At 52.2% G+C, this 25,172-nt stretch carries 22 protein-coding genes, 1 other RNA gene and 1 pseudogene; 2 read left to right on the top strand and 22 right to left on the bottom strand.

Features of this window, described 5'->3' with window-relative positions:
- Position 1: 1 nt before the first annotated feature.
- The 5 genes from B212_RS0104735 to B212_RS0104710 all read right to left on the bottom strand — a co-directional run bounded on the left by B212_RS0104735 (position 2) and on the right by B212_RS0104710 (position 3,489).
- Positions 2–1,153: a cysteine desulfurase family protein gene (locus B212_RS0104735; protein WP_019909279.1), complete on the bottom strand. Its 1,152-nt coding sequence runs from the start codon at positions 1,151–1,153 to the stop codon at positions 2–4.
- A 164-nt stretch (positions 1,154–1,317) separates the two neighbouring features.
- A complete protein-coding gene (locus B212_RS0104730; protein ID WP_019909277.1) occupies positions 1,318–2,028 on the bottom strand; it encodes a lytic transglycosylase domain-containing protein in 711 nt (236 codons plus the stop codon).
- 187 nt (positions 2,029–2,215) lie between these two features.
- Entirely contained in the window at positions 2,216–2,614 is a 399-nt protein-coding gene (locus B212_RS0104720; protein WP_019909274.1) for a hypothetical protein, read from the bottom strand.
- 9 nt (positions 2,615–2,623) lie between these two features.
- On the bottom strand, positions 2,624–2,845 hold the full coding sequence (locus tag B212_RS0104715; RefSeq protein WP_019909273.1) for a DUF1540 domain-containing protein: 222 nt from the start codon (positions 2,843–2,845) through the stop codon (positions 2,624–2,626).
- Positions 2,846–2,991: 146 nt separating this feature from the next.
- Entirely contained in the window at positions 2,992–3,489 is a 498-nt protein-coding gene (locus tag B212_RS0104710) for a YpuI family protein (protein WP_019909272.1), read from the bottom strand.
- A gap of 198 nt (positions 3,490–3,687) precedes the next feature.
- Here B212_RS0104710 and B212_RS0104705 point away from each other — a divergent pair, with 198 nt between their 5' ends.
- A complete protein-coding gene (locus B212_RS0104705; protein ID WP_019909271.1) occupies positions 3,688–5,577 on the top strand; it encodes a S8 family peptidase in 1,890 nt (629 codons plus the stop codon).
- Here B212_RS0104705 and pdxR read toward each other — a convergent pair.
- On the bottom strand, positions 5,574–7,013 hold the full coding sequence (gene pdxR, locus B212_RS0104700; RefSeq protein ID WP_019909270.1) for a MocR-like pyridoxine biosynthesis transcription factor PdxR: 1,440 nt from the start codon (positions 7,011–7,013) through the stop codon (positions 5,574–5,576). The two genes, B212_RS0104705 and pdxR, sit on opposite strands and share 4 nt — an antisense overlap.
- Positions 7,014–7,108: 95 nt before the next feature.
- On the opposite strand from pdxR, the gene B212_RS0104695 reads away from it, so the two are divergent.
- A complete protein-coding gene (locus B212_RS0104695; RefSeq protein ID WP_019909269.1) occupies positions 7,109–8,329 on the top strand; it encodes an aminotransferase-like domain-containing protein in 1,221 nt (406 codons plus the stop codon).
- A gap of 127 nt (positions 8,330–8,456) precedes the next feature.
- On the opposite strand, the gene rnpB is transcribed toward B212_RS0104695, so the two are convergent.
- The 16 genes and pseudogenes from rnpB to B212_RS0104615 all read right to left on the bottom strand — a co-directional run bounded on the left by rnpB (position 8,457) and on the right by B212_RS0104615 (position 25,171).
- Positions 8,457–8,872, bottom strand: an RNA gene (gene rnpB, locus B212_RS33555) — RNase P RNA component class A.
- 62 nt (positions 8,873–8,934) lie between these two features.
- Positions 8,935–10,050: a Nif3-like dinuclear metal center hexameric protein gene (locus tag B212_RS0104690; protein ID WP_019909268.1), complete on the bottom strand. Its 1,116-nt coding sequence runs from the start codon at positions 10,048–10,050 to the stop codon at positions 8,935–8,937.
- A complete protein-coding gene (locus B212_RS0104685; protein ID WP_019909267.1) occupies positions 10,026–10,799 on the bottom strand; it encodes a tRNA (adenine(22)-N(1))-methyltransferase in 774 nt (257 codons plus the stop codon). The genes B212_RS0104690 and B212_RS0104685 overlap by 25 nt, the downstream gene beginning before the upstream one ends.
- Positions 10,796–11,620, bottom strand: a complete 825-nt coding sequence (locus tag B212_RS0104680; RefSeq protein ID WP_019909266.1) for a hypothetical protein — start codon at positions 11,618–11,620, stop codon at positions 10,796–10,798. The genes B212_RS0104685 and B212_RS0104680 overlap by 4 nt, the downstream gene beginning before the upstream one ends.
- A 95-nt stretch (positions 11,621–11,715) precedes the next feature.
- Positions 11,716–12,849, bottom strand: coding sequence for an RNA polymerase sigma factor RpoD (gene rpoD, locus B212_RS0104675; RefSeq protein ID WP_019909264.1), 1,134 nt, complete (start codon positions 12,847–12,849; stop codon positions 11,716–11,718).
- Positions 12,850–12,888: 39 nt separating this feature from the next.
- The gene (gene dnaG, locus B212_RS0104670) at positions 12,889–14,709 is read right to left on the bottom strand and encodes a DNA primase (RefSeq protein ID WP_019909262.1); all 1,821 of its coding nucleotides are present in this window, start codon (positions 14,707–14,709) and stop codon (positions 12,889–12,891) included.
- Between the two features lie 40 nt (positions 14,710–14,749).
- Complete coding sequence (locus B212_RS0104665; RefSeq protein ID WP_028530607.1) at positions 14,750–15,223, bottom strand: YaiI/YqxD family protein; 474 nt, start codon at positions 15,221–15,223, stop codon at positions 14,750–14,752.
- A gap of 207 nt (positions 15,224–15,430) precedes the next feature.
- Complete coding sequence (glyS, locus tag B212_RS0104660) at positions 15,431–17,509, bottom strand: glycine--tRNA ligase subunit beta (protein WP_019909260.1); 2,079 nt, start codon at positions 17,507–17,509, stop codon at positions 15,431–15,433.
- Positions 17,502–18,389, bottom strand: a complete 888-nt coding sequence (gene glyQ / locus B212_RS0104655) for a glycine--tRNA ligase subunit alpha (protein ID WP_019909259.1) — start codon at positions 18,387–18,389, stop codon at positions 17,502–17,504. Before glyQ ends, glyS begins: the two co-directional genes overlap by 8 nt.
- Before the next feature lie 443 nt (positions 18,390–18,832).
- Entirely contained in the window at positions 18,833–19,588 is a 756-nt protein-coding gene (gene recO / locus B212_RS0104645) for a DNA repair protein RecO (protein ID WP_019909257.1), read from the bottom strand.
- A gap of 36 nt (positions 19,589–19,624) precedes the next feature.
- A complete protein-coding gene (locus B212_RS33685; protein ID WP_019909256.1) occupies positions 19,625–19,768 on the bottom strand; it encodes a YqzL family protein in 144 nt (47 codons plus the stop codon).
- A 167-nt stretch (positions 19,769–19,935) separates the two neighbouring features.
- Complete coding sequence (era, locus tag B212_RS0104635) at positions 19,936–20,829, bottom strand: GTPase Era (protein ID WP_019909255.1); 894 nt, start codon at positions 20,827–20,829, stop codon at positions 19,936–19,938.
- Between the two features lie 507 nt (positions 20,830–21,336).
- A pseudogene (locus tag B212_RS0104630) lies at positions 21,337–21,786 on the bottom strand (cytidine deaminase); the annotation flags it as partial.
- A gap of 240 nt (positions 21,787–22,026) precedes the next feature.
- Positions 22,027–22,422: a diacylglycerol kinase family protein gene (locus B212_RS0104625; RefSeq protein WP_019909251.1), complete on the bottom strand. Its 396-nt coding sequence runs from the start codon at positions 22,420–22,422 to the stop codon at positions 22,027–22,029.
- A complete protein-coding gene (ybeY, locus tag B212_RS0104620; protein ID WP_019909250.1) occupies positions 22,422–22,919 on the bottom strand; it encodes an rRNA maturation RNase YbeY in 498 nt (165 codons plus the stop codon). The genes B212_RS0104625 and ybeY overlap by 1 nt, the downstream gene beginning before the upstream one ends.
- Positions 22,916–25,171 carry an HD family phosphohydrolase gene (locus B212_RS0104615; protein WP_019909249.1) on the bottom strand — a complete coding sequence of 752 codons (2,256 nt, stop codon included), beginning with the start codon at positions 25,169–25,171 and terminating at the stop codon, positions 22,916–22,918. Before B212_RS0104615 ends, ybeY begins: the two co-directional genes overlap by 4 nt.
- Position 25,172: the final 1 nt, after the last annotated feature.

Genomic DNA, 25,172 nt, shown 5'->3' with positions numbered 1-25,172 from the left:
GTTATTTCATGCCTCCTTGAGCTTTCTTCAATGACTGTACAGCAGTCAGCAGCGCTTGTTCAAGCTGGACAACGTCAGCCTCCGTATGACAGTCCCCCAGGCTGATGCGGATGCCGCCGAGCGCTGCCGAGGCATCTCTCCCCATCGACAGAAGAATCCGGCTTGGCTTAGCAAGGCGCGAGGAACAGGCCGAACGGGTCGAAACGGTCATCCCCAGCTCCTCCAGCTTACGGGCCAGAACCTCTCCCTTCATGCCCGGATAGGAGAAATGAACAATATGCGGCGCTCCGTCCTCTCTGCTGTTCAGCATCAGCCCAGGCATGCCGGATATAAAACGCAGGAGCCGGTTCCGCAATGGAACCAGGTGTTCATTCAGCTCGGGCCGCTGTTCACCGCTCATCCGTACAGCCTTGGCCGAACCGACAATCGCCGGTAAATTCTCCGTTCCCGCGCGCAGTCCACCTTCATGGGAGCCTCCGGTTATCAGCGGAAACAGCGTAACGCCTTCCCTGACATATAGTATCCCCGTACCGCGCGGTCCACGGATTTTGTGCGGCGACAGGCTGTATAGATCGGCCTGCCATTCCTTCAGCCGCGTCTCCAGCTTGCCGTAGCCCTGCACACCATCAACGTGAAACAGCGTCCTGCGGTTGACAGCTTTAATCTGCCGCCCAATCTCTTGCAATGGCTGTACGGTTCCGATTTCATTATTGACATGCATGACGCTGACAAGCACAGTATCCTGGCGGACAGCAGCGGCAATACGCGCAGGATCAATAACACCGGTGCTCTCCGGTGCCACAAAGGTAATCTCCCAGCCCAGCTTTTGCAGTTGCAGACAGCTCTCATAGACTGAGGGATGCTCCAATTCGGTAGTTATGATATGCCTGCCCCTCGACTGAAGCGCCAAAGCCGCGCCTTTAATCGCCAAATTGTTGCTCTCGGTGGCTCCCGAAGTAAATAGAATTTCCTGTGGCTGCACTCCAAGTGCAGCGGCGCATACTTCCCGTGCGCGTCTGATCAGCCTTTCCGCCTCTCCGCCTGCACGGTGAAGCGAAGAGGGGTTGGCATAATGCAGCCTCATGATTTGTTCCACGGTCTGCACCACCTCATCGTAAGGAGGTGCGGCGGCGGCATAATCCCAGTAAAGCATATATCGGCGGTCTCCTTTACATTTAGTCAAGTAGAAACGGCTCCGCCGTTCTTAGAAAGACGGTTAAAGTATAGCGTGAAGCTATACTCTCTTATCATTCAAAAAAGGATCAAACGGCCCTCTGCCACCCCGGTGGTTTAAGGTTAACCCGTTTGATCCTTTTATTATACCGCGTATTGTGCGCGGGCGCGTTCTATTTTGGCGATATAGGACTGGGTTTCAAGCGGAAGCTGCGACAGATTGGCCATCAGCTCCAGATCGTTGCTTACGCCGAGCTTGTTCACCCGCCCCGGACCGGCATTATAGGCCGCCAGCGCCATTTTCTCCTGCCCGCCATAGCGCTGCAATTGATAGGACAGATAACGGACCCCGCCATCAATGTTCTGCGCCGGATCGAAGGGATTAGATACACCCAATCCATTCGCCGTTCCATCCATTAACTGCATCAGGCCTTTGGCCCCGGCGGAGGAGACGACATTCGGATTAAAGGAGGACTCCGTGTCGATTACAGCTTTGATCAGATCAACCGGCACTCCGTATTTCGCGCTTGCCGTTTGAATCAAATCATCATAATCGGTAGGCTTGGTTCCCGTTATTTCCCCGGAAATTGAACTGGAGTCATTCTGCATTCCCCCAAGCTGCTGCCACAGCAGACTGCTTAGTGAAGAGTTGTCCATTGAGGTAAGCGCGCTGCCGCTGCTTCCACTGGCATTCTGCAGAGCAAGCTGCTGCAACATGGCGGCAAATTCTGAAGCGGATGTTCCCGACACTTCCTTGCTGGTGGTAGAAGCACTATTCTTGACGTTTGACGAAGTCCTCAGATCAACCCATTTCAACTGCCCAAGTCCGCTTCCAGCAGCGGTATTCATCTCCATGCTGCGCATTCCTTCTTTCCGGTTTGTCTTTTATGTTAAGGTGCTCAATTCCAAATTTGAAATGCGCCTTTATTTTACAATTTTTTCGCGGGAAATGCTATATACTGACACGCAAAAACAGACTTCAGACCCGTAAGTTTAGGTCTGTAAGCCTGTGTCTGCTTCATATTCCCGGCTGCAAATGCTGCTAACGCGCAAAAGGAATCATAACAAAATAGCTGAGTGTAGATACAATGCCAAGCCCGATTGCCCACGCTCCGGAGGTTTTTTGCCCTCTGGCATAAGCGAAATATCCTAATATTGCAGCAATTGGCCCTAAGATGACCGACCAAATAAATAAGGAGACCACGCCAAATCCAAGGCCAACATAACCCAGGGTACGACTGTCACTTTGGGTCTCATCTTGTGTGTCTTCCGCATCCTTAATATGCGTTCTTTGCACATGTGCAGGCAGCGGAGCCATTTCGGCAGCGTACTCTTCGTTCAGCGACCGGTCACGGCGGGGATAGTCCAGCCGGCGCGGGCGCAGAACGATCTTTTTCCGCTCTGAGCGGTCCAGCTTGGATTCATCATTGTGCTTGTCCATGGTATCCTCCTAAGCGTTAGGCTTGAACGTCAGGCAACAGGTGGCAGAGGAAGTTCCGGCAAGGTCGTGGTGGTTGCGATCCGTCATTTCTTCGGCATATTCTTCCTTGAAATGGCTCCCGGCATGCTTGTCGATTTCGATCACAATTTCATTAGCCTGGCACAAGTTCTGCTCTCCCCAATAATGACAGTTGCTCACACTGCATTTCACAAGCGGTTTGGCGTTTGTCATGTTTATCACCTCGACTTCATTATGTCCTTGGCCCGCTGCCTCTATGCTGTAAAAGGGTTACCAGTTGGTGAAGCACAAAAAGGACCGTGCCGTCATCCTTCCATGACAGACACAGTCCTGGCTGTAGCTGAACAGATAAGTAACTGCTATACCTGGTTCTGCATACGCTTTTCGGTCAAATAATCATTTTCATAATAGCTCAGATCATCACGAAGCTCTTCATAAACCTTGGTGATATCCAGAATAATGTCACGTACCGGACGAACCGGCTTCTTACGGAAGCGGATGGCATCCTGACCTGTGTAGGCATAACGCCCATCTTCAGAATAGCTCTCATTCTTAGGGTAAAAGAAGTTGTTCACACCGAAATGGTATACGTTATAAAGCGCTTTTTGCGCAAAGGCTTCGTCAAAAGTGGCGCGGCGCAGAGCTACCCCCAGCTTCTCATAGGACATTTCCGAGAATACCAGCAGATGGCGGAGATCGGACAAGAAGCCTTGATAAAACAACAGGGTTTCCTCATCATCTTCAGTTACCAGTTGCGGCAGCGCATGCTGGTTAAGGAATAATTCCATTTTTCCGATTACGGCGTGTAGCTTTTCTCTCGTCGTTTCACACAATTTCTGCACGTTGGCTGCTGACATGGCAATTGGTCCCCCTTATTAGTCCTAGCTCGGTAAGCACTTACTTTTTTGATATTAACATAAATCTTTGGACGGCGGTATCCTTTTCTGACAAGCAGAAACGGCTTCCTTATCCTTTGCTTTGTTCTATATGATGCATAAAACCGGCGCTCTCTTCTAAAGCTACAGGTATTACGATGCCATGAAGGGGCGGAAAATATGTCACGAAAAAATGTTCTAATAGCCGGTCTGGTCACCGCTGCAATCTCGGCAGTCCTACTAACATTTACCCTTCGGCCTGAAGGGACCGGCAAGCTTCACCAAACCGCCGTGCCTAATCCGGCACAGGAGAAAGCGTTCAAGAAAACCTCGCTTACCCAGGATGTCAGCGCTACCGACCGTCTGAACAGAGTGGATGTCAGCAGGCATTTAAGCACCATGCTCGCAGAGACTAATGGCGCTTCGCCCGGAGATATTTCAGCATATGCCAAACGTCTCCAGCAAGGACACGGACATATCACCATGCTAATGTGGATTGATTTCCGTACAGAGCAGACGAGCACCTTCAAATCCTCGCTTCCGGAAGGCAGCGATCAGGAGAATCAACAACTGCTGAGATACCTAAATACCGCGAAAGCCGCGATCAAAAAGCATCAGGCTTATGAATCCCCTACCTTTATTATCGGGAAGAAGAAATATTACTTTATGGCTCAGCGCGACAAAGCAGGACATTTCGGTGTTATTGCCCTGATCAATCAGAAGATTCTGGACCGGGTTGCCGAACATCAGCTCAAGAACCTGCGCCTCATTCCTTATCCCAAGGAAGGCAAGTACCGCGTTGAATCGGTTCACACCGACACCCTGAAGGATATCACCGTCAAAACCGGCCACGACAATGAGAACGCCAGCCATTATTATGAGAATGAGATCGTTGTCCGCTTCCAGAACGGCCATCCTGCTGCGGGACAGCTTCAGACCATTGCCGCAGATATCCAGTCCAAGGAGCCGCGCAAGCTGGGATACGCATATATTTTCCGCTCGGAGAAGATGAACTACACAGAGCTCAAAGCTTATTTTTCTAAAAAATGGAAACCTGAATATACAGAGCCTCACTATATGTATTTAACCAATGATGTGGTGAACGAAAAGACCGGAGCGAATGTGCTCACGCCAAATGATTTGCTGTTCTCCACCTATCAGTGGAATTTGCCGGCTATCGAAACCGAACAGGGCTGGAATCTCTCCAAGGGCAGCAAGGATGTAGTGGTGGCTGTGGTGGATACCGGCGTGCAGGCCAGTCATCCTGACCTCAAGGGCCAACTGCTGGCCGGGTATAATGCGATCACAAAAGGCTCGAAGCCTGATGACGATGTCGGACATGGCACTCATGTAACGGGCATCATCGGAGCCTTGACGAACAACAAGGAGGGTGTGGCCGGCATTAGCTGGTTCAACAAGATCCTTCCGGTAAAAGCTCTCGACAACTCGGGGGCAGGCACCACCTACTCCGTTGCCGAAGGAATTATCTGGGCTGCGGACAAAGGCGCGAAAGTGATCAACCTGAGCTTGGGGAATTACGCCGATTCACAGTTTCTGCATGATGCGATTAAGTATGCCTATGACCGCGACGTGGTGCTCGTGTCCGCATCCGGCAACGACAACACTGAACGTCCGGGCTATCCGGCAGCATACCCGGAGGTAATTGCAGTTGCCGCAACAAACGCCTCCGGGGACAGAGCTTCCTTCTCCAATTATGGCGACTATATTGATGTCGCCGCTCCGGGAGAGAGCATAGCCAGCACTTACCCGGACAACCAGTATGCGGCGTTATCGGGGACCTCCATGGCAAGCCCTCATGTGGCGGCGCTCGCCGGGCTCATCCGCTCGCTGAATCCGGCCCTGACCAACAAAGAAGTGATGGATCTGATGACTTCGAATGCGGTGGATCTCGGTACCCCCGGTCATGACAAATATTATGGCTGGGGCCAAGTCGATATCTACAAAACGCTTCAGGCAGCCACCGGAAGCGAAGTGCCGTTGCAGTTGTTTCCGCAGCAGGTCGGCCGGCAGCTCAAATCACTTCAGCAGAATCTTCAAAGCAGCGACTAACGCAAAGAGTTGAGATGCTTGTCCAGCAGGATCAGGAACAGCTTGAGCCCGCGCTCCATGTCGGCTTCCTTCATTTGCGAATAGCACAGCCGGATATGCCGGGAGGGAGTATCACCGGCATAACACACATCGCCGGGAAGAAAGGAAATCCCCTCCCGTTCGGCCAGCACGTGCAGCCTGTCGATGCCGGCTGCGGACGGGAGCTGAAGCCAAAGATTCAATCCGCCTTCGGGCAGATTCCAGGCAACACCAGGAGGAGCGTACTGCTTCAGCAGCTTCGCCGCCTTCTCCATACGTCTGCGCAGAGCAGCCCGCAGCTTACAGGCATAGTTCTCGTATTTGTGGGAGATGAACGGAAGGACTGCGCCCTGAGTCAGCAGCGGACTGCCGAGATCACTCGCTGACTTGGCGGCGATGAGCCTGGAGAGAATATTCCCCGCTGCGGCCACACAAGCGATTCTGCAGCCGGGGGCGAGGACCTTGCTGAAGCTTTTCATATAGACCACATGTCCGTCCTCATCCATGGATTTGATGGAAGGCGGCGGAGGCGTGCGGAAATACAGATCACTGAACGGGTCATCCTCCACAATGAGACAGCGGTAGCTGCGGGCCAGCTCCAGCAGCCGCTGTCTTCTTGGCATGCTCATCGTGACGCCGCTGGGATTCTGAAAGGTAGGATTCGTATAAATCAGCTTGGGCGGTCTCTGGTCGCACAGCCTCGTCAGCACGTCAACCCGCATCCCCTCCTGATCCATCGGCACAAAGATCATTTCCGCACCTCTCCCGGCAAAAACATCAATCGCCCCGGTATAGCTCGGCGCTTCCAGATAAACCGTATCCCCGGGACCGACAAAGGTCCGGGCTACCAAATCAATCCCCTGCTGTGACCCGCTGGTAATCATCAGGTCGGCGGAGCTAAGCGTAATGCCGCGCGGCTGCAGATGCTTCCGCATAATCTCCCGCAGCTCCAGATTGCCCTGGAAATTACCGTAGGAAGCCATTAGCTCAGGCTGCTCTGTCACTAGTTGGGCCATCGTCGCACCGATTGGCCCCAGGGGAAGCAGCCCGCTATGAATGGCTGCCATATGGAACGGGTATTCCACCTCTGAGTAATCAAAATTCCTCCATAGCTGTGCCCGGGGCAAATAGTCGTCATATACCTCCTGCCAGCCTGTGCGGGTATCAGGCCCATTCCGTTCATGCTCCGCGACAAAGCAGCCCTTGCCTTGGCTGCATATAATATGTCCCCGCTTCTCCAGATCGGCGTAGGCTTTGCTCACAGTAACCTGGCTCACCTTCAGGCTGACCGCCAGCCCTCTGACGGAAGGCAGCCGGGTACCCGGCTGCAGCAATCCTGAAGTAATCCGCTGTGCCAGTGTATCGCAGATTTGCTGCGGCAAGGATTTAGCGCTGCTGCGAAGCAAATCAATATGCATCCTTCCGTCCTCCCCCACTGTTATATTCAATGCTTTACTGTTATACCGTTATGCCGTTATGATACAACAAAATTCGAAAGCGGGGAGCATTTTTTATGAAAATCAATTTCTCTACGGCCGCTAATCATTTGGGGTCTTCAGCAGTCCGTGAAATCCTCAAGCTTACACAAGGCAAAGACATTATTTCTTTAGCCGGGGGCCTGCCCGGAGAAGAGCTGTTCCCGATGCAGGCTGTCCGTGATGCATACAGCCGCGCTCTATCCGCGGATACTTCAGCACTGCAGTACGGATTGACCGAAGGTTACGCCCCGCTGCGCGAGCAAATCGCCGCAAGGCTGACCAAGCAGGGAATTCCTGTGAGCGCCTCTGAAATGATACTGACAACAGGCTCCCAGCAGGCCATTGATTTGCTGTGTAAAATCCTGCTTGATCCCGGCGATGCCGTGCTGGTGGAAGCGCCTACTTATCTTGCCGCCCTGCAGGTGCTTGGTTCTTACCGCGCGGACATTCATATTGTCCAGAGTGACGGACACGGCATGCTGCCGGACCATCTGGAAGAGCAGCTTCGCCAGCAGCGGCCCAAGCTGCTGTATGCTGTTCCGACGTTTAACAATCCATCGGGAGCCACCTGGAGCAAGGAGCGCCGGGAGAAAACCGTGGAGTTATGCCGGCGCTATAATGTGCTTATCCTTGAAGACAACCCGTATGGAGAGATCACCTTCGATGAGTCACCCGGCGCTTATCCCCCTACCCTGGCGGAGATCGACAGAAGCAGCAGCAGTGAGCCTTGTGTAGTCTACACAGGAACCTTCTCCAAAATCGTCGCCCCGGCGCTGCGCACAGGCTGGATCGCGGGTCCCGCTGAGCTGATCAAAGTGATTACCAAGGCGAAGCAGGCGGCGGATTTGCACTCCAGCGCCATTGATCAGCGCGCGCTGTCTGAGCTGCTTGGATTCTTTGATATCGAAGGGCATATCCGCGAGATCTCGCGTCAATATTACTCGCGTATGAAGCTCCTGTCCGCCGAGCTCTCCTTCCGCAGTTGGAATGGCACCCGTTTCCACGAGCCGCGCGGCGGCATGTTTCTGTGGCTGACATTGTCCGAGCAGATTAACACCACGAAGCTGCTTCCCTTTGCCGTAGAGCAGGGCGTTGCCTTCGTGCCCGGAGAGGTTTTCTTTTCGGCGCAGCCGCTCACAAACACGATGCGGCTCAATTTTACCCACACCCCGCCGGAGCTGGTTCCGCTTGCGGTACAGCGGCTGGAAAAAGCGCTGGCTCAATATGAGCAAAGCGAACTGTCGTTTCTTCACTGATTACTCAAGACCAGGGCAGCAGATGCTCCAATCTCTGATATGCAAAAAATATACAAAAAGCGGCCCTCCTTGGAGGGCCGCTGTCTTATAGTCTGCTTACATTTACAAATGCTTGGAAGTTGTCAGTTAGGAAAGTTTGCCGTAAGCCGGGTTCTGTGCTCGTCGTGGTTCAAACGGGAACTACCCTCCCACCATAAGCGACAATCATCTATCTAGGCCGTACATTACTGCACAGCTCCAGCGACCAACCTAGACGCGCCTCAGGCGAAGGCTGCCCCTTCCGGTTAAGGAGGCGGCTGCGTCTCATTAGGTCTTGCTCCAGATGGGGTTTACCAGGAACGAAGTCACCAGCGTTCCTCGGGGTCTCTTACACCTCGGTTCCATCCTTGCCTGTGCCGCCCGAAAGCGGCCATCGGCGGTCCATTTCTGTGGCACTATCCTTCAGCTCGCGCCGACTGGATGTTATCCAGCACCCTGCCTTATGGAGCCCGGACTTTCCTCCCGCGACGTCTTCACGCCGCCGGCGATTGTCTGTCAAACTTTCCGAACAACATTGTATATTATACAGACTTGATTAAGCCGGCACAAGTGTAAATTACAGGAACCTACAGGAAATTGAAAGGCTCTGTATTCACCTGTGAGGCATGCACGGCTGTAGCATACTTATGCTCTGCCAGCTTGCCCGAGATCCATTCGGCTACTTTTTCCTTCATGATCTTCTCCGCATTATGACCCGGATCTATCAGTGTAATGCCAGCCAAATAAGCATCCTGAGCCGTATGATAGTCAATATCTCCGGTTACCAGCACGTCGGCTCCCTTGAAGATGGCGCTGTTATAATATTTAGCACCCGATCCGCCCATCACCGCCGCTTTGCGGATGGGACGGTCCAGGTCCCCAACCACACGCACCTTGTCGACCTTAAGGCCATTTTTGACAATTTCAACGAATTCGCCCAGAGTCGTCGGCTCCTTAAGCTTGCCAACTCTGCCCAGGCCGAAGCTGCGGCCCTTGAGGTCCATCGAATACAGATCATAGGCCACCTCCTCGTAAGGATGGGCTTTCAGCATCGCCTGCACAACCTTATTGCGGATAGGCTGAGGAACAATCGTCTCAATTCGGATCTCCTCAGCATGCGTAAGCTTGCCTTGCTCACCGAGGTAAGGCTCAGAACCCTCTCTAGGCATAAAGGTCCCGTAACCTTCGATATTGAAGCTGCAATGGCTGTAATTGCCGATCCAGCCTGCCCCGGCATTCAGAATGGCATCCAGCACCTTCCGGTGATGATCCTTCGGTACGAACACCACCAGCTTCGAGAGCTGCTCGGTATGGATATCCTTAATTGGCGCACCGTCCTGAATGCCAAGCGCTTCTGCCATCCAGTCGTTCATTCCGCCTTCGGCCACATCCAGATTCGTATGGCTTATATATACAGCTATATCATTCTTGATCAGCTTCTCGTACAGCTTGCCCATCGGAGTATCGGTCTGAATTCCCTTGATCGGGCGGAAAATAATCGCATGATGCGCGATGATCAGATTGCAGCCCTGAGCGATGGCTTCATCCACCACGGCGTCATTGACATCAAGCGCCACTAACACTCCCGAAATCTCCTTCTGCAAAGAACCAAGCTGGAGGCCGACATTGTCCCATTCCTCCGCCAGATGTTTGGGGGCGAGCTGCTCCATATACCCAATTACAGTTTGTCCTTTGGCAAACATTCCAGCACCTCCTTAATTCGCTTGATCCGCGCCAGAATCTCATTGCGCTTGTCCTCTGCCGCCGCCTGGCCGGAGCGTGACAACGAAGTCAGAATGCCTTCCAGCTTGGTAATTTCACCCTGCCACTTCTGATGAAACACAACATTTGGTGCTTGCAGCAGATAAGGTCCCATCTCCAGCAGCAGTTCACGGTCGCATAGAATGCCGGAGGCCAGCTTCAAATCACGGTATAGCTGATCATTCGTAACATCGGCTGCAGCTTCTGGAATTGCCGTCAGAATTTCATAAATCTTGCCGTCTTCCTCCAGGATATGCTCCGCAGTGAGCACCCAGCCGTGACTAAGCAGCCAGCGGCGCAAAACATCCTCGCCCACGTTCGGCTGCAGCGCCAGCGTCTTGACACCTTCAAGCTTGCCCAGGCTGCGGCCGCGTTCCAGAATGGCAGCAATCAGCGATCCGCCCATTCCGGCAATGGTAATGCAGTCGGCTTCTCCCGGCTCCAGCACCTCCAGCCCGTCTCCGCGGCGGACGGAGATAACCTTGCCTAGCCCAGCCTCAGCCACCCCTCTGCGGGCCGCTTCGAACGGCCCCGAGGTCACTTCGCCGGCAATGGCGGACAGTGCCCGCCCGCTTTCTATAGCCGCTACAGGCAGCAGTGCATGGTCTGAACCGATATCGGCGATAATGCTGCCCTGCGGAACCTGCTCCAGCACAAGCTGAAGCCGGTTTGATAATTTTGTGTTGTTCATGAAGCCACCCACGTTATCCATTTTTTTCGGAAAATAAACAGCAGAGCAAGTCCTGCCGCAATCTTCAATATCAATAATAGTGAAACCCATTGCGGATAATCCTGCCTTAACATCAGCGCATCAATTTCAGGCATAATCCACAGGGAGACACCTACACCTAAATATACGCCCGATACACCGTTTACACGGTGATACAGCAGCCAGCTCAGCCAGATCATCAGCACACAGATCGGCAGCCAGAGCAGCTCCAGCTCAAAGATGGAGGCATCCGGACTTTTTTGGCCAAAGAAACCGGCATAGAGCAGCGCCCAAAAAGCAAAGCCGCAGTAATGAAGCAGCCCAATCCGCAGCAAAAATCCCAAAACCACCCACAGAAGTCCGCAGCCTGCAATCAGGATAGGCCTCCACAAGTCAGTGTCCAGGTTATGCAGGTTAATCATCCATAATCCGAAGCCCAGCGTAAGCACGCTCCCGGTCCCTGCCAGCACCAGACTGATCATCTTGTTGCGGTCCTGGTAAATCGCCGAGTATCCATAACAGACAATTAAGACACAGAGTGCCGTAGCAAGTTGCAATGGCCAGGGAAAAACGCTAAAATATAGACTAATCAAGAAAATCAAGGAAATAATTCCAAAACCAAACAGCCATACTTTGATGCTGCCCTGTTGAAGATTCTGGAGTGAAATCGGATTGCTGTCCTTTACCTCAGTCTCCTCATCATAGAGGTTGGTGAGGAAATCGCAATACTGCTCCGGCAACACCCTGCTTCTTCTCCAGTACTGAATTTCTCTTAAAATAATTTCACGTTTTTCCAAATTCAACGGCTCATCCCTCTTTCGGACCTTGAGTCTCCAGCTTCATTCAAGCTAAAAGGACCTCCTGCCACCGTGCAGCAAAAGGTCCGGGTCATGCGATACTATTCGAGGAAATCCTTCAGCCGCTTGCTGCGGCTTGGGTGACGCAGCTTCCGCAGCGCCTTGGCTTCGATCTGACGGATCCGCTCCCGGGTAACACCGAACACTTTACCCACTTCCTCGAGCGTTCTCGTCCGTCCGTCATCCAGACCGAAACGCAGACGAAGCACATTCTCTTCACGCTCAGTAAGCGTGTCCAGCACGTCCTCCAACTGTTCCTTCAGCAGTTCATAGGCTGCCGCATCCGCAGGAGCCAGCGCCTCCTGATCCTCGATGAAATCACCCAAATGCGAATCATCCTCTTCACCGATCGGCGTTTCCAGCGATACCGGCTCCTGGGCAATCTTCATAATCTCTCTAACCTTCTCGACCGTAAGCTCCATCTCGGCGGCAATTTCCTCCGGCGACGGCTCGCGGCCCAGCTCCTGCAGCAATTGACGGGAGACACGAATCAGCTTATTGATCGTTTCCACCATATGCACCGGAATCCGGATTGTCCGCGCTTGATCCGCAATCGCCCGGGTAATGGCCTGACGAATCCACCAAGTGGCGTAGGTACTGAATTTGAACCCTTTGTTGTGGTCGAATTTCTCCACCGCTTTGATCAGACCCATGTTGCCCTCCTGAATCAGATCCAGGAACAGCATGCCGCGTCCGACATAACGTTTGGCGATACTGACCACGAGCCGCAAATTCGCTTCAGCGAGCCGGCGTTTCGCTTCCTCGTCGCCGTTCTTGATTCTCATTGCCAGCTCTACCTCATCGTCTGCCGACAGCAGCGGCACGCGTCCGATCTCCTTCAGATACATCCGTACAGGGTCATTGATCTTGATTCCCGGCGGGAGTGATAAATCATCGTCGAAGCTGAAGTCATCATTGTCGCTGCCTTCATTGTCCTCGTTCGGACGAAGTGTATTGACCTCTTCGTCATTCTCGTTCACAACCTCGATACCGTGGTCGCTCAGTTGCTCGTAGAATTCCTCCATTTGCTCGGGGTCTTGATCAAACGGCGACAATTTCTCCATAATATCTTTGTAATTCAATGATGATCTTTTCTTGCCTTGCTCAATAAGCTGATCCTTAACCTGATCCAGAGTAAATTCCGCTTCCAGTTCAGTGTGCTGATCGTTCGCCATAATTCGACTCCCTCCTCCCTAGGTACATCCTGTCAACGCTCATTGTCTCTCTAGGGCAATAATCTCACTTGCTATTTGTGCCGCACGCAAAAAGTCGCCCGACTTCTCAGCCTGAATCATCTCTTCGCGTTTCTGTTCCATCCCGCGCTGAACGGGGTATTTCCGCACTTCACGGATACAATCGTCCAAGACCTGAGTATTCCAATCCGGAGGAGTGTCCATCATGGAAATTGCTGTTGCGGTTTTTTCCAGACGGTCATCCTGAAGCGATGATAAAAACCGGCTGATGCCGGGGGGCTTGCCTTGCGCGTAATAGGCATATAGATAAGCGGCAATGGCCGCATGATCATCAATGTTGAACTCTTCGCCGAGGCGTTCTCCCACATAAGCAGCGGCTTCAGGGTCCTGAATCATTAAGGACAGAAGTCGCCGTTCCGCAGCATGATAAGCGGGCAGCAACGTTGGTGCTTGCACCTGCCCTTTTTTATGCCTACCATTATTCCACCTTTTGTCGTTATTATCCCCTTCAGGGATGTTTTTTTGCATTGACGCCCGAAGTAAATTGCAGTCCTGCTTTAAGCTATCATATGACAGATCCAGCTCGGAGGCGATTTCCCTCAGGTATACCTCTCGCTCTGTGGAGGAATGCAGCGTGGCGATAATCTCCAGCGCCTCCTTGACGTAGGCGATTTTGCCGTCTTCCTCTAGGAGTATATGGTTTTTTTTCAGATATATAAGCTTAAATTTTATGGATGAAACCGCTGAGTCCATTACCTGATCCTTGAACCGCTCTCCGCCATGCCGGGAGATGAATTCATCGGGGTCCAGTCCGCTTGGAAGCACGGCGACCTTTACACGCAGGCCGTTGTCTTCCAGCATCGGAATGGCCTTCATCGCTGCGGCTTGTCCCGCCTTGTCGCCATCATAGGCCAGAACAATTTCGTCGCCCAGGCTTTTCATCAGCACCACATGTCCATCGGTAAGTGATGTTCCCATAGTAGCCACACCGTTATGCACACCTGCTTCCCAAGCCGAAATGACATCGCCGTATCCTTCAAAAAGGACGATTTGCCGCGTTTTGCGGATGGATGCTTTGGACTGGTGCAAATTGTACAGAATCCGGCTCTTGTTAAACAATCTGCTCTCGGGGGAATTCAAATATTTCGGCTGCCCGTCTCCGAGAATTCTTCCTGCAAAGGCAATGACCTTACCCGTACGGTTCGCAATCGGAAATATAACCCGTCCGCGGAAGCGGTCAAGATACCCTTTGCCTTCGCCCCTGGCAGACAAAAGCCCGCCCTTCTCCATCTCAGCGAGATCAAACCCCCGTTTCTCCAGGAACTGCAGCAGTGTGTCCCAGCGGTCCGGCGCATAGCCGATCTGGAACTGGTCAATCATTTTGTCGCTGAAATTACGGGTTCTTAAATAATCCATTGCGGCAGTGCCGTATTCCGTATTCTTCAGCAGAAAATGATAGAACTTCGCAGACAGCTCGTACGCCTGAATGAGACGGTCACGCTCCGGATCAGGAGGAGACAGGAACCCCCCTTTTCCCTCGGGAACAGGGATATCGCTTTCTTCCGCCATTATTCTGACTGCTTCGGGGAAGGATAATCCTTCGATTTCCATCCTGAATTTGATGGCATTTCCACCCATACCGCAGCCAAAGCAATGAAAGACCCCCCGTTCAGGGGTCACCGTGAAGGAAGGGGTTTTCTCCGAATGGAACGGGCAGAGGCCCCATAAATATTTCCCCTGCTTGGACAAATGGACAACCTTACCGACTGTATCGACAATATCATGCCGCGCCAGCACGCTTTCGATAACCTCTTCCGGAATATTACCTTGTCCGTTAGCCAATTTTAGCCACCTTCATCTCTTAACAAATAAATATAATTCGCTATAGCTGGACATTCTCCTGCAAAAGGGTTAAAAGTTTTGTCAGTTTATGTTGAAAATAATTTTTTTCCTCGGCGGTAATCGCTTTTGGCCCTTTGGAATAATGGCCTCTCCTTCGTTCAACCGCTCTGGCATGCCTGCCCTCCAGCATAAAATCCATTTTGGAATCCTCATACTCCTGTCCGCGGTTCGAAAGCACCTTGCAGCGTTTGGCGAGTGCCAGTGCAGCAAGGCCATAATCCTGCGTAATGACTATATCTCCCGCAGAAATATGATTGGCAATATACAGATCAGCGCTGTCGGCTCCCCGTTCCACCTGGACCACCGAGACACCTTCTTCAGCCTTCAGCACATGATCGAACGAAGAGACCATAATTACCGGTATGCCGAAGCTTCGGGCAACAGCAATAATCTCTTGTTTGACCGGACAAGCATCCCCATCGACCACTATCGTTCTTCCCTGGGACCTCTCCATGACATCACCAATTTCCCGTGTAATATATATACGCTTTGAGAGACAGAAATCCTTCTTTGTAAAGCATAAATACGGAACGGATGTCAACCTACGCATTGGCACCGTTCCGTATATTTATACCCTAAACCAACGTTCTATACCATAAGCTGCACAAATTTGTACTTTTTCCGGGTCAGACCGCATCCTATAACCCGTATCAGCGGGAATCTACCACACCAGCTTGCCAAAATCGGCAAAGGCCTTGGAGTCGGCATCAATGCCGGCCAGCAGCGCCAGACGGTTCGTACGGATCTGCTCGTCTTCAGCCATAACCATTACGGAATCGAAGAATCCGGTAACAGCATCCTTCAGTCCCGACAGAATCTTCAGAGCTTCCGCTGCATTTCTGGCATTCATGGCTGCCTGATAAGGCGTGTGAATAGCTTGCCAGATTTCATATAGCTTCCGCTCGGCTTCTTCCTTCAGCAAGGACGGCTCCACGGCAACACCATTGTCTGCTTTGGCTGCCAAATTGCTGACCCGGGTCAGCGAATCGACAGTGATTTTAAAATCAGCCTGCCCGTTCACAGTATCCATAAGCGCACGGCTTCTGCCTACCGCATCCACGATATCATCAAAGCCTGCAGCAATAACCGCATCCACAACATCATAACGGACATTGTCGGATAACAGGCGTTTAACGCGCAAGCCGAAGAATTCGTACAGGTTAATACGCAGGTCAGCGGCAAAATGTTTCTCTGCACGTAAATTTTCGTGAACCTCTACCGCTGTGTCGAAAATTTCCTGCAGCGTGATCGGGAGTTTATGCTCAAGCACCATCTGTACAATGCCTGCCGCCTGGCGGCGAAGCGCGTAAGGGTCCTGAGAGCCTGTCGGAATAATGCCGATGGAAAAGCAGCCCACAATCGTGTCGATTTTATCGGCAATGCTGACTACCAGACCCGCTTCTGTTGAAGGAACGGCGTCTCCGGCAAAACGCGGCTGATAGTGCTCAAAAATCCCTTTTGCCACATGCTCAGCCTCACCGGCTTTACGCGCATAATCCTCACCCATCGTGCCTTGCAGCTCAGGAAATTCATAGACCATCTGCATAACCAGATCGAATTTGCAAATATCGGCGGTCCGGCTTACCTCATCTGCTGTAGTCCCGGACAGTGCAAGCTTTACGGCCAAACGATCGGAAATTGCCCGTATCCGGCGGACCTTGTCTCCCACACTGCCCAGTTCTTCGTGATACACAATAGTTTCCAGCTTCGCCAGCGCATCGCTGATCTGCAGCTTCTGATCCTCTTCGTAAAAGAACTTCGCATCCGACAAGCGGGCGCGCAGCACCTTCTCGTTCCCTTTGGCGATGACGTCCAGCGATTCCGCATTCCCGTTGCGCACAGTGACGAAGAACGGCAACAGCTTGCCCGACGCGTCAAAGACCGGGAAATAGCGCTGATGCTCCCGCATTGAGGTGATCAGCACCTCCTGCGGAATATTGAGGAATGAAGGATCGAAGGTGCCGAACAGTACCGTTGGAGTTTCCACCAGAAACAATACCTCTTCCAGCAGATCTTCCTTGATCCCGATTGTCCAGCTTTTGTCTGCAGCCAGCTTGTTGATCTGGTTCAGAATCAGCTCTTCGCGTTCCTTCACATCCACAAGCACATGCTGGGTGCTCATGGTTTCCACATACTTCGCCGGCTCGGCAATGACCGCTTCCGTCCCCAGGAACCGGTGGCCCCGGCTGGCGTTGCCAGCTTTAACTCCGGTGATTTCCAGTTCTATAATCTCTTGGCCGAATAGAGCAACCAGCCAGCGGATCGGACGCACAAACTTGAAGTCATAGGCTCCCCAGCGCATATTTTTCGGAAAAGTCATTGAACTGACGATTCCGTGCAGTCCCTCCGATAGAAGGGTGGAGGTTTCTACGCCGTCACTGTTCTTAGTGGCATAGATATATTCCACTCCAGCCAGCTCTTTGAATGTGAATTGCTCCGGTGACACTCCTTGACTGCGGGCGAACCCGAGCGCCGCTTTACTCCATTCGCCGCTGGCATCCAGGGCGATTTTGCGCGACGGGCCTTTTACTTCTTCGCTGATATCTTCTTGTCTTTCGGCAGCCTCCTTCACCAGTACCGTTAGACGGCGCGGCGTAGCATAGGCGTTCACTCCGCTATGGGTGATGCGTGAGCTTTCCAGCCACTTCTCCGTTCTGTCCTTCAACTGCTCCATCGCCGCACGGATAAACCGCGCAGGTATTTCTTCCAGACCAATCTCGAACAATAGATCCTTAGACACGGTCAGCACCTTCTTTCTTCAGCAGCGGGAAGCCGAGCTTCTCGCGTTCCTCAAGATATGTCGCCGCTACGGTACGGGCAAGATTGCGCACTCTTGTAATAAAGCCTGTCCGTTCGGTCACACTGATTGCTCCGCGCGCATCCAGAAGGTTGAAGGTATGCGAGCACTTCAGCACATAGTCGTAAGCCGGGAATACCAGATGGCGCTCCATCGCTCTGCGTGCTTCTTCTTCGTAGGTGTTGAAGAGCGAGAACAGCATTTTGACATCCGATACTTCAAAAGTATAGGTCGAGTGCTCCACCTCAGGCTGGTGAAAAACATCGCCGTAGGTCATGCCGTCCACCCATTCCAGGTCAAATACATTTTCCTTGTCCTGGATGTAGGAAGCCAGCCGCTCCATCCCGTATGTGATTTCCACGGCTACCGGATGGGTCTCAATTCCGCCGACCTGCTGGAAATAAGTGAACTGGGTAATTTCCATACCGTCGAGCCATACCTCCCAGCCAAGACCTGCGCAGCCCAGCGAAGGATTCTCCCAGTTGTCTTCGACAAAACGGATATCATGCAGCAGCGGGTCCACGCCAAGCGCCTTCAGACTTTCCAGATACAGCTCCTGAATATTGTCCGGTGAAGGTTTGATAATGACCTGAAACTGATGATGCTGGTACAAGCGGTTCGGGTTCTCTCCGTAACGTCCGTCTGACGGGCGGCGTGAAGGCTCAACATAAGCAACCTTCCACGGCTCGGGTCCGAGCGAACGCAGGAATGTCATGGGATTCATCGTTCCCGCGCCTTTTTCCGTATCATACGGCTGGACGAGAATACAATTCTGGGCGGACCAGAACTGCTGCAGCGTCAAAATCATCTGCTGAAAATTCATACTACCGTCTCCTTCGCTTTTACAAGTTAATCTTCGCCTTTTGCCATGAATCTTGGTGCTGCTGCGCGATGGAGGCGGCTTCTTCTATCCCTGCAGTGCCAGGCGCATACTCTTTCACGTCCTCACCACACGGCAAAAAAACTCCCGCCCCCATGCCTGTTATACAGACATAGGGACGAGAGTCTAAAATATACTCCCGCGGTTCCACCCTACTTGATTCCGTCAGTAAATGACGAGATCCACTTTCATTCAGCCGCTTCCCGTGCTCCCGGGTGCCATGTTCATGAACGTTGTCCCGCCAGGCTTCCACTCTCCCCGGCTCGCTTAAGCGACAATGGTGTTCATTACTTTCCCGATCGCTGCACGTTTCTCCAGGTTAGGAGTCACCACGGCGCAACTATAAAAAGAAACTGTACCTATAGTAACGGATAATTTGCATTTCGTCAAATATTGTATTTATCGAGCTGATCCAGGAAATTCTGCGATTTCAGCTTCAGACCCAGTTGATGGTCCATAAAGGCCCGCATAATTATCTTCAGTTCAGCCCGGGTCTCTTCCTTCACATCGACGCTGCCAAGCCGTGTCAGATCAAGCGCGGCGAACAAACGCAGCAGCTTGAGCGTACGGGGAGACACCTCCATCGCCGGAGGGTCATTATGTCTGCAACTGCGGCAGAGCACCCCGCCAAGGCGGGGGCTTAACCGCAGTTCCCCGTCGGGCTTCTCCTGGCCGCAGATGATACAGGCATCAAGCTGGGGACCGTAGCCTGCGGCCTGTAAAATTTTCATCTCAAAAACATTGTTGATGACACCGGGTTCCTTGTCTTCCTCCAGCGCATTCAAGCAGGCTGCGAGCTGGCGAAACCAGAAGCTGCCGGTCTCCTCATCATGCAGCACACGGTCAAGCAGCTCGCAGGCATAGGAAGCATACGCCGCCTTTACCAAATCCTCACGCAGCGAATGGTGGGACTTCGTTATTTCACCGGCATTCAGTGTTCCAAGCCCTCCATTGTTGCGGAAAAACACAAATTCACCAACGGTGAACGGCTGGATCAGGGCAGCATGGCGGCTTTTGACCTTTTTGGCACCACGCACAAGAACGCCTACTTTACCGGCGTTCTCGGTGCAAAGCGTAATGATCGCGTTCCCCTCACCGTAGTCCATGCTGCGGATGACGATCCCTTCCACCCTGTATAACATGCCTCTTCCCCCAACCACTCGGCAAGCAACCAGTCCTTATTGCGCTTCTTCATCAAGGGCCTTCTCTTCCTCCGCAAGCAGCGTGCCGCTGCTCTCAAGCGGGCCTACAGCTTCTTTGTACAGCAGATAAGCATCGACATCTCCAGTCATTGCAAAATACTTCCACGAAAAATCTCGCATTCGTATTCATCCTTTCTTCGGAAACACGATGTCTCTTCAGAAATAGGATGTGCGATAGGCCAGGATCTATCCTTGCAATTCCTGCCAAGCAGAAGCGGGACAATCCGGATGATTACTGGCGGGAAGCCGATGCAGCCTTATTGTTCAAGAAGCTGAGGATGCAGAGGTTAAAGATCCTTGTGGAAGCCCAAATCACGCAGAACGCGTTCCTGATTGCGCCAGTCTTTTTTCACTTTTACCCATAGCTCCAGAAAAATCTTCGAACCCAGCAGATTCTCGATATCCGTGCGCGCCCGTCTGCCGACTTCCTTGAGCATTGCGCCCTGCTTGCCGATAATGATCCCTTTCTGGGAATCGCGCTCAACAAAAATCACCGCAGACACATGCACAACGCCGTTCTCCTCCACGCGCATGTCCTCGATGGCTACCGCGATGGAATGCGGCACCTCTTCGCGGGTCAGATGCAGAATCTTCTCGCGGATCAGCTCAGCGCAGACGAACTGTTCCGGGTGATCGGTAATCTGGTCGTCAGGATAATACTGCGGGCCTTCCGGCAGATACTTCACCACCTGGTCCAGCAGCGTGTTCACATTGCTGCCCAGCTTGGCCGAAATCGGCACAATCTCCGCAAATTTATGCAGCTTGTTGTATTCGGTAATCAGCGGAAGCAGCGCTTCCGGCTCAATTTTGTCAATTTTGTTCATCACCAGAATGACCGGTGTCTTGACTTCGTTCAACTGCTCAGCAATGTAGCGGTCACCGCCGCCCATACCTTCAGATGCATCCACGAGGAACAGCACCGCTTCCACCTCATGCAGGGTGCTCATCGCCGTCTGATTCATGTAATCGCCGAGCTTCGACTGTCTTTTGTGAATACCCGGTGTGTCCAGAAATACAATCTGTGAATTGTTCGCGGTGTAGACACCGTGAATTTTGTTTCTGGTTGTCTGCGGCTTATCCGACATGATGGCGATCTTCTGTCCGATCACCTGGTTCATAAGTGTCGATTTGCCTACGTTCGGTCTGCCGATAATGGCGACAAACCCTGATTTGAATTTCATATGATCTTCCTTCCTAAATTCATGAGTCTAACCTTTTGCAAAAGCTTTTTCGATCCCCCTAAATCCCCCTTAGCCAAGGGGGACCCCAAGGGCCCCGGCCCTCTGGACACCCGGAAATGGGCGTGAATGTGGCTTTCGGCGCATGGGAGAAAAGTTTTGGCGGGTGGAGCGCTTACGTCCCCTGCGGGAACACGCTTGACTGTGGTGAAAAATCTAAATTGGTTAAAGACACAGTAGCACCACAGTCGCGGCAATCCTTACTTAATTGTATTTTGTACAGTTATTTCGGCTTGAATCTGCAACTTTGCTGGTTTAGCTGTATTTCGTGCAGTTATTTTTAGCAATAGGGGCTGTTTTTGCAGCAATTAGCCAATATAACTGCAGAAACTGCAATTAAATACTCTTATAGCCTAATAATTTGTGATTTAACTGTACGAAATACAATTAAGTCAGTCAGCATATGTGAGCATCAGCAGAGTTCAAACTATTCACCCAAGTAATTCCGATTCACTCAGGAGCCTGTCCCTGCTCCAGATCAGCCGGACCAAACGCGCCTGGCAAAAGCTCACGAACGGTGGTCTCCTGGATGTCACCCTTCAGGTTGCCGAGAATAACCTTCATATCAGGAGGGCACAGCTCCACCATTACTTGGCGGCACACACCGCAAGGAGATACCGGGCCATCGGTATCGGCAATAACGGCAATTGCCTTGAACGATCCGGCCTTGTGCCCGTCCGCAATCGCGCGGAACATGGCTGTCCGCTCAGCACAGTTCGTCGGGCCGAAAGCGGCATTCTCCACATTGCAGCCGTGATGAATATGGCCGTCCTGGTCCAGCAACGCTGCGCCTACGCCAAAACGGGAGTAGGGTATATAGGCATTCGCCCGTGCTTTGATCGCTTCTTGTAGAAGTAGAGCAGAATCCATAGTTGTCCTCCTTCGAGTTTTGTTAGCATGATACTTCTTCGATTTACTTCGTACAAAACTTGCTTCGGAAGCATAAGCTTAGTTTATATGAAGCTATGCTTCTTAAAAAAGCTACGCAATAAAACTCGCTCCGAAAGCATACGCTTAGTTTTGTTAGCATGATACTTCTTCGATTTACTTCGTACAAAACTTGCTTCGGCGCGTAAAGACAATTAAAGACGGAGTGCAAAACGCAGGTCCGCCTCTCCACAAGCTGAAGTTGTAAACTGATTATGACATAAGTCCGGTGATCCAGTCCATCACGGGATGATAAAAAACATAGATTCCGGTAATGACGGCAAACACCGCCGTGAGCAGTACAGCGCCTGCGGCGGTATCCTTGGCGGTCTTGGCCAGGGGATGAATCTCCGGCGAGACCAGATCAATCGTCGCTTCAATCGCCGTATTCAGCAGCTCGGCGGTCAGAACGAGTGTTATAGCGAGCAGCAGCAGCATCCACCTGGGCGGCGGAAGCCTGAAGATGGCGGCGGCGGCAAGCACGAGTACAGCCATGCCGCAATGCACCTTCATATTCAGCTCGGATTTGAACGCCGAGGCAATGCCGTGCGCCGCAAACCGAAAGGAGTGCCAGAATTTTTTGTGGCCCACTGCTGTATTCTTGACCATTAGCGAGTCAACCCGACCTGAGCCAGCACTTGCTCCTGCTTCGCCATCATCTCCGCTTCAGAGTCAGCATCCTGATGATCGTAGCCCAGCAGATGCAGGAACCCGTGAACAAACAGGAATCCAAGCTCCCGTTCCAGGGAATGCCCATATTCCAGAGCCTGCTCCTGGGCCCGGGTAACCGAAATAATAATGTCTCCCAGCACATAAGGCATATCTTCCAGTTCTTCACCGTCTTCGAGCTCGTAAATAATCTCAAGCTCATCTTCACCGGATTCATTCATGGCAAAAGAAAGCACGTCTGTCGGACGGTCAATTCCCCGGTACTCCAGATTAAGCTCATGGATGCGCTCATTGTTGACAAACGTAAGATCCACTTCGCCTTCGTCAATCCCTTCGGCTTCTCCCGCTTTTTGCAGAATACTCTCCAGAAGGGCGATCAACTCATCGCTTATATGATGTTCTTCCTGTTCATTGCTCCATACGATTGCAAGGCTCATGTTGTGATAGCCCCTTCCTCTTTTTTCGGTTTCTTCACATCCTCGGGATATTCAATCCGTGAATGAAAAATGCCCATTACCGTTTCTTTCAGCGTCCGGGCAATGATATCCAGCTCCTTGATCGTCAGATCGCACTCGTCGAATTGATGATCGTCCAGCCGGCTCTTGATGATTTTCTCAATCATCGTCTCCACCTGCTCCACGGTAGGCTTGCGGAGTGAACGAACCGCCGCTTCCACGCTGTCGGCGATTCCGACTACGGCTGCTTCCTTAGACTGCGCCTTCGGTCCGGGATACCGGAAATCCTCTTCGGTGAAGTCGGGCTCAGCGCCTTTTTCTTCAGCCAGCGTCAACGCCTTATGATAAAAATAATGCAGGAACGTCGTGCCGTGATGCTGCTCGGCAATGTCGCGGATCGGCTTCGGCAGCTTGTACTCCTTCTGCATCTCCACCCCGTCCCGGGCATGGGCCACAATGATCGACTTACTGAGCATCGGTTCTATCGAATCATGCGGATTCTCCATATTGTTCTGGTTCTCTATGAAATAAAAAGGCCGTTTCGTCTTGCCGATATCATGATAATACGAGCCCACCCGGCAGAGCAGGCCATCCGCACCAATCGCCTCTGCCGCCGCTTCCGACAGGTTGCCGACCATCACGCTGTGATGATAGGTTCCCGGCGTTTCAGTGAGCAGCTTGCGCAGCAGAGGGTGGTTGGGGTTCGACAGCTCCACCAGCTTCAGCGCTGACAGTATCCCAAAGGAAGCCTCGAAGAAGGGCATCAGCCCGATAACCAAGACAGCAGTCAGCAATCCGCTGGCAAAAGAAAGACCGATGGCGTATAGAGTCAGCGTCTCGTTCCAGTTGCCTCCGCCGAGTACAGTCAGCATAAAGACCGACACGCAGCCGAACAGAGATACCATAATTCCGCCCTTAAGGAGCGTAGAACGCTGCCCGGCGCGGTGGGTGGCAAAGATGGAAACATAGCAAACGATAAGGGCAAAGAAGCCGAATTTGAAATCAAAAATGGTATTCTGCTGCACATTCAGAATAATACTAGAAAGAACGCAGAACAAAATGGAGCAGAAATAGGCCAGGGTCATATCCAGCAGCATGGTGATCAGCATCGCGCCAATCGCTACCGGGGCCAGGAAACCGGCATAAGACCGGGCATCCCCCTGCAGGAATGCAGCCAGCTTCAACGTGATTATCGTAATTACAAATACCAGAACCAGCATCAGCAACTGGGAATTATTATACTTGAAGCCCGATGTTCCACCCGTATAGCGGATGAACGTCAACAGGCCGAAGGACAGCAGTGCAGAGAGCATCAGCAGGCCGAATTGCGGCCAGTAGTTGACCTCGTTGCTCAGCAGGCCATTTTCGTCGAGGAGAGCATACAGCTCTGGAGTGATCAGCTCGCCCTTGGCGACAAGCGGCTCTCCCTGCTCAATATACACATCGGGTGTGTTCTCGCGGGCCTGCACCTTTGCTTCCTTGGTAGCTACCTCGTCACTGAACTTATTGCTGGTAATGACCAGCCGCACCAGCTCCTGAACCACCTCACGGGCGGTACGCTGGCTCAGCGAGCTGACGCTCACCTGCTCCGCCACCTTGGCGCGGGCTGTTTGAGCTTCCATAATCTGGTCATTCATCAGCTTGGTAACGATATCACGGGCAACCGGCTTCATCTCAATGATGTCCTGAGAGGTCAGTCGCGGTATTTTGATATAAGTCTCTTCCGGAATAACATAGGTCTGGTCCTTGATGACCTTCTGCATCTCGTCCAGCAGCGTATCGGAATAAGTCCCGGCACTCCGGCTGGAGGCCACGAAATTCAAGATAAAATCATTGGCACGCTGGGGGATTTCCTCCCGGTATATGGCGGTCTTGTCGCTCTGCGAGATTAAATCATCCTGGTTCAGCCGGTCAATCCGGTCCAGTAAAGAGGTTATCAGATTATCCGCCCTAAGAGGAATGATCGTATAACGGTTGGTCACATTCTCAGCCGCTGCTTCCTGAGCCTTCAGCGTAGCTTTGGTGTCCAGGATTTTCTTGGGGGCTGTGATCTCCTTGGCGCTGTGGGTCCCCTCTTTGATATCATACTTTTTGGGCACCAGGTCAGATGACAGGCTGAAGTAGAAAACAAGCGCGAGTAACAGGAAAAGAGCATAGCGCGTAGCCGCGCTATACTTCCAGCCGTTGTTGCTGTATACAAATCCGCTTAATTTTGTTGGCTGCTTTGAGGCCATG

Origin of the sequence: Paenibacillus sp. HW567, from assembly GCF_000374185.1 — a bacterium.
Lineage (GTDB): Bacteria > Bacillota > Bacilli > Paenibacillales > Paenibacillaceae > Paenibacillus_AQ.
The sequence above is the reverse complement of the archived record's forward strand: the minus strand, read 5'-3'. Positions and strand labels throughout refer to the sequence as shown.

Bases quoted from the DNA above. Each gene is read 5' to 3' on its own strand.
- rpoD (WP_019909264.1), bottom strand. From the start codon at position 12,849: ATGGCGAACGATCAGCACACTGAACTGGAAGCGGAATTTACTCTGGAT.
- B212_RS0104710 (WP_019909272.1), bottom strand. From the start codon at position 3,489: ATGTCAGCAGCCAACGTGCAGAAATTGTGTGAAACGACGAGAGAAAAG.
- pdxR (WP_019909270.1), bottom strand. From the start codon at position 7,013: ATGCATATTGATTTGCTTCGCAGCAGCGCTAAATCCTTGCCGCAGCAA.
- B212_RS0104730 (WP_019909277.1), bottom strand. From the start codon at position 2,028: ATGGAGATGAATACCGCTGCTGGAAGCGGACTTGGGCAGTTGAAATGG.
- era (WP_019909255.1), bottom strand. From the start codon at position 20,829: ATGAAATTCAAATCAGGGTTTGTCGCCATTATCGGCAGACCGAACGTA.
- B212_RS0104625 (WP_019909251.1), bottom strand. From the start codon at position 22,422: ATGGTCAAGAATACAGCAGTGGGCCACAAAAAATTCTGGCACTCCTTT.
- B212_RS33685 (WP_019909256.1), bottom strand. From the start codon at position 19,768: ATGCGAGATTTTTCGTGGAAGTATTTTGCAATGACTGGAGATGTCGAT.
- B212_RS0104720 (WP_019909274.1), bottom strand. From the start codon at position 2,614: ATGGACAAGCACAATGATGAATCCAAGCTGGACCGCTCAGAGCGGAAA.
- ybeY (WP_019909250.1), bottom strand. From the start codon at position 22,919: ATGAGCCTTGCAATCGTATGGAGCAATGAACAGGAAGAACATCATATA.
- B212_RS0104735 (WP_019909279.1), bottom strand. From the start codon at position 1,153: ATGCTTTACTGGGATTATGCCGCCGCCGCACCTCCTTACGATGAGGTG.
- recO (WP_019909257.1), bottom strand. From the start codon at position 19,588: ATGTTATACAGGGTGGAAGGGATCGTCATCCGCAGCATGGACTACGGT.
- B212_RS0104695 (WP_019909269.1), top strand. From the start codon at position 7,109: ATGAAAATCAATTTCTCTACGGCCGCTAATCATTTGGGGTCTTCAGCA.
- B212_RS0104665 (WP_028530607.1), bottom strand. From the start codon at position 15,223: ATGGAGAGGTCCCAGGGAAGAACGATAGTGGTCGATGGGGATGCTTGT.
- B212_RS0104715 (WP_019909273.1), bottom strand. From the start codon at position 2,845: ATGACAAACGCCAAACCGCTTGTGAAATGCAGTGTGAGCAACTGTCAT.
- B212_RS0104685 (WP_019909267.1), bottom strand. From the start codon at position 10,799: ATGAACAACACAAAATTATCAAACCGGCTTCAGCTTGTGCTGGAGCAG.
- B212_RS0104690 (WP_019909268.1), bottom strand. From the start codon at position 10,050: ATGTTTGCCAAAGGACAAACTGTAATTGGGTATATGGAGCAGCTCGCC.
- B212_RS0104615 (WP_019909249.1), bottom strand. From the start codon at position 25,171: ATGGCCTCAAAGCAGCCAACAAAATTAAGCGGATTTGTATACAGCAAC.
- glyQ (WP_019909259.1), bottom strand. From the start codon at position 18,389: ATGAATTTTCAGCAGATGATTTTGACGCTGCAGCAGTTCTGGTCCGCC.
- B212_RS0104705 (WP_019909271.1), top strand. From the start codon at position 3,688: ATGTCACGAAAAAATGTTCTAATAGCCGGTCTGGTCACCGCTGCAATC.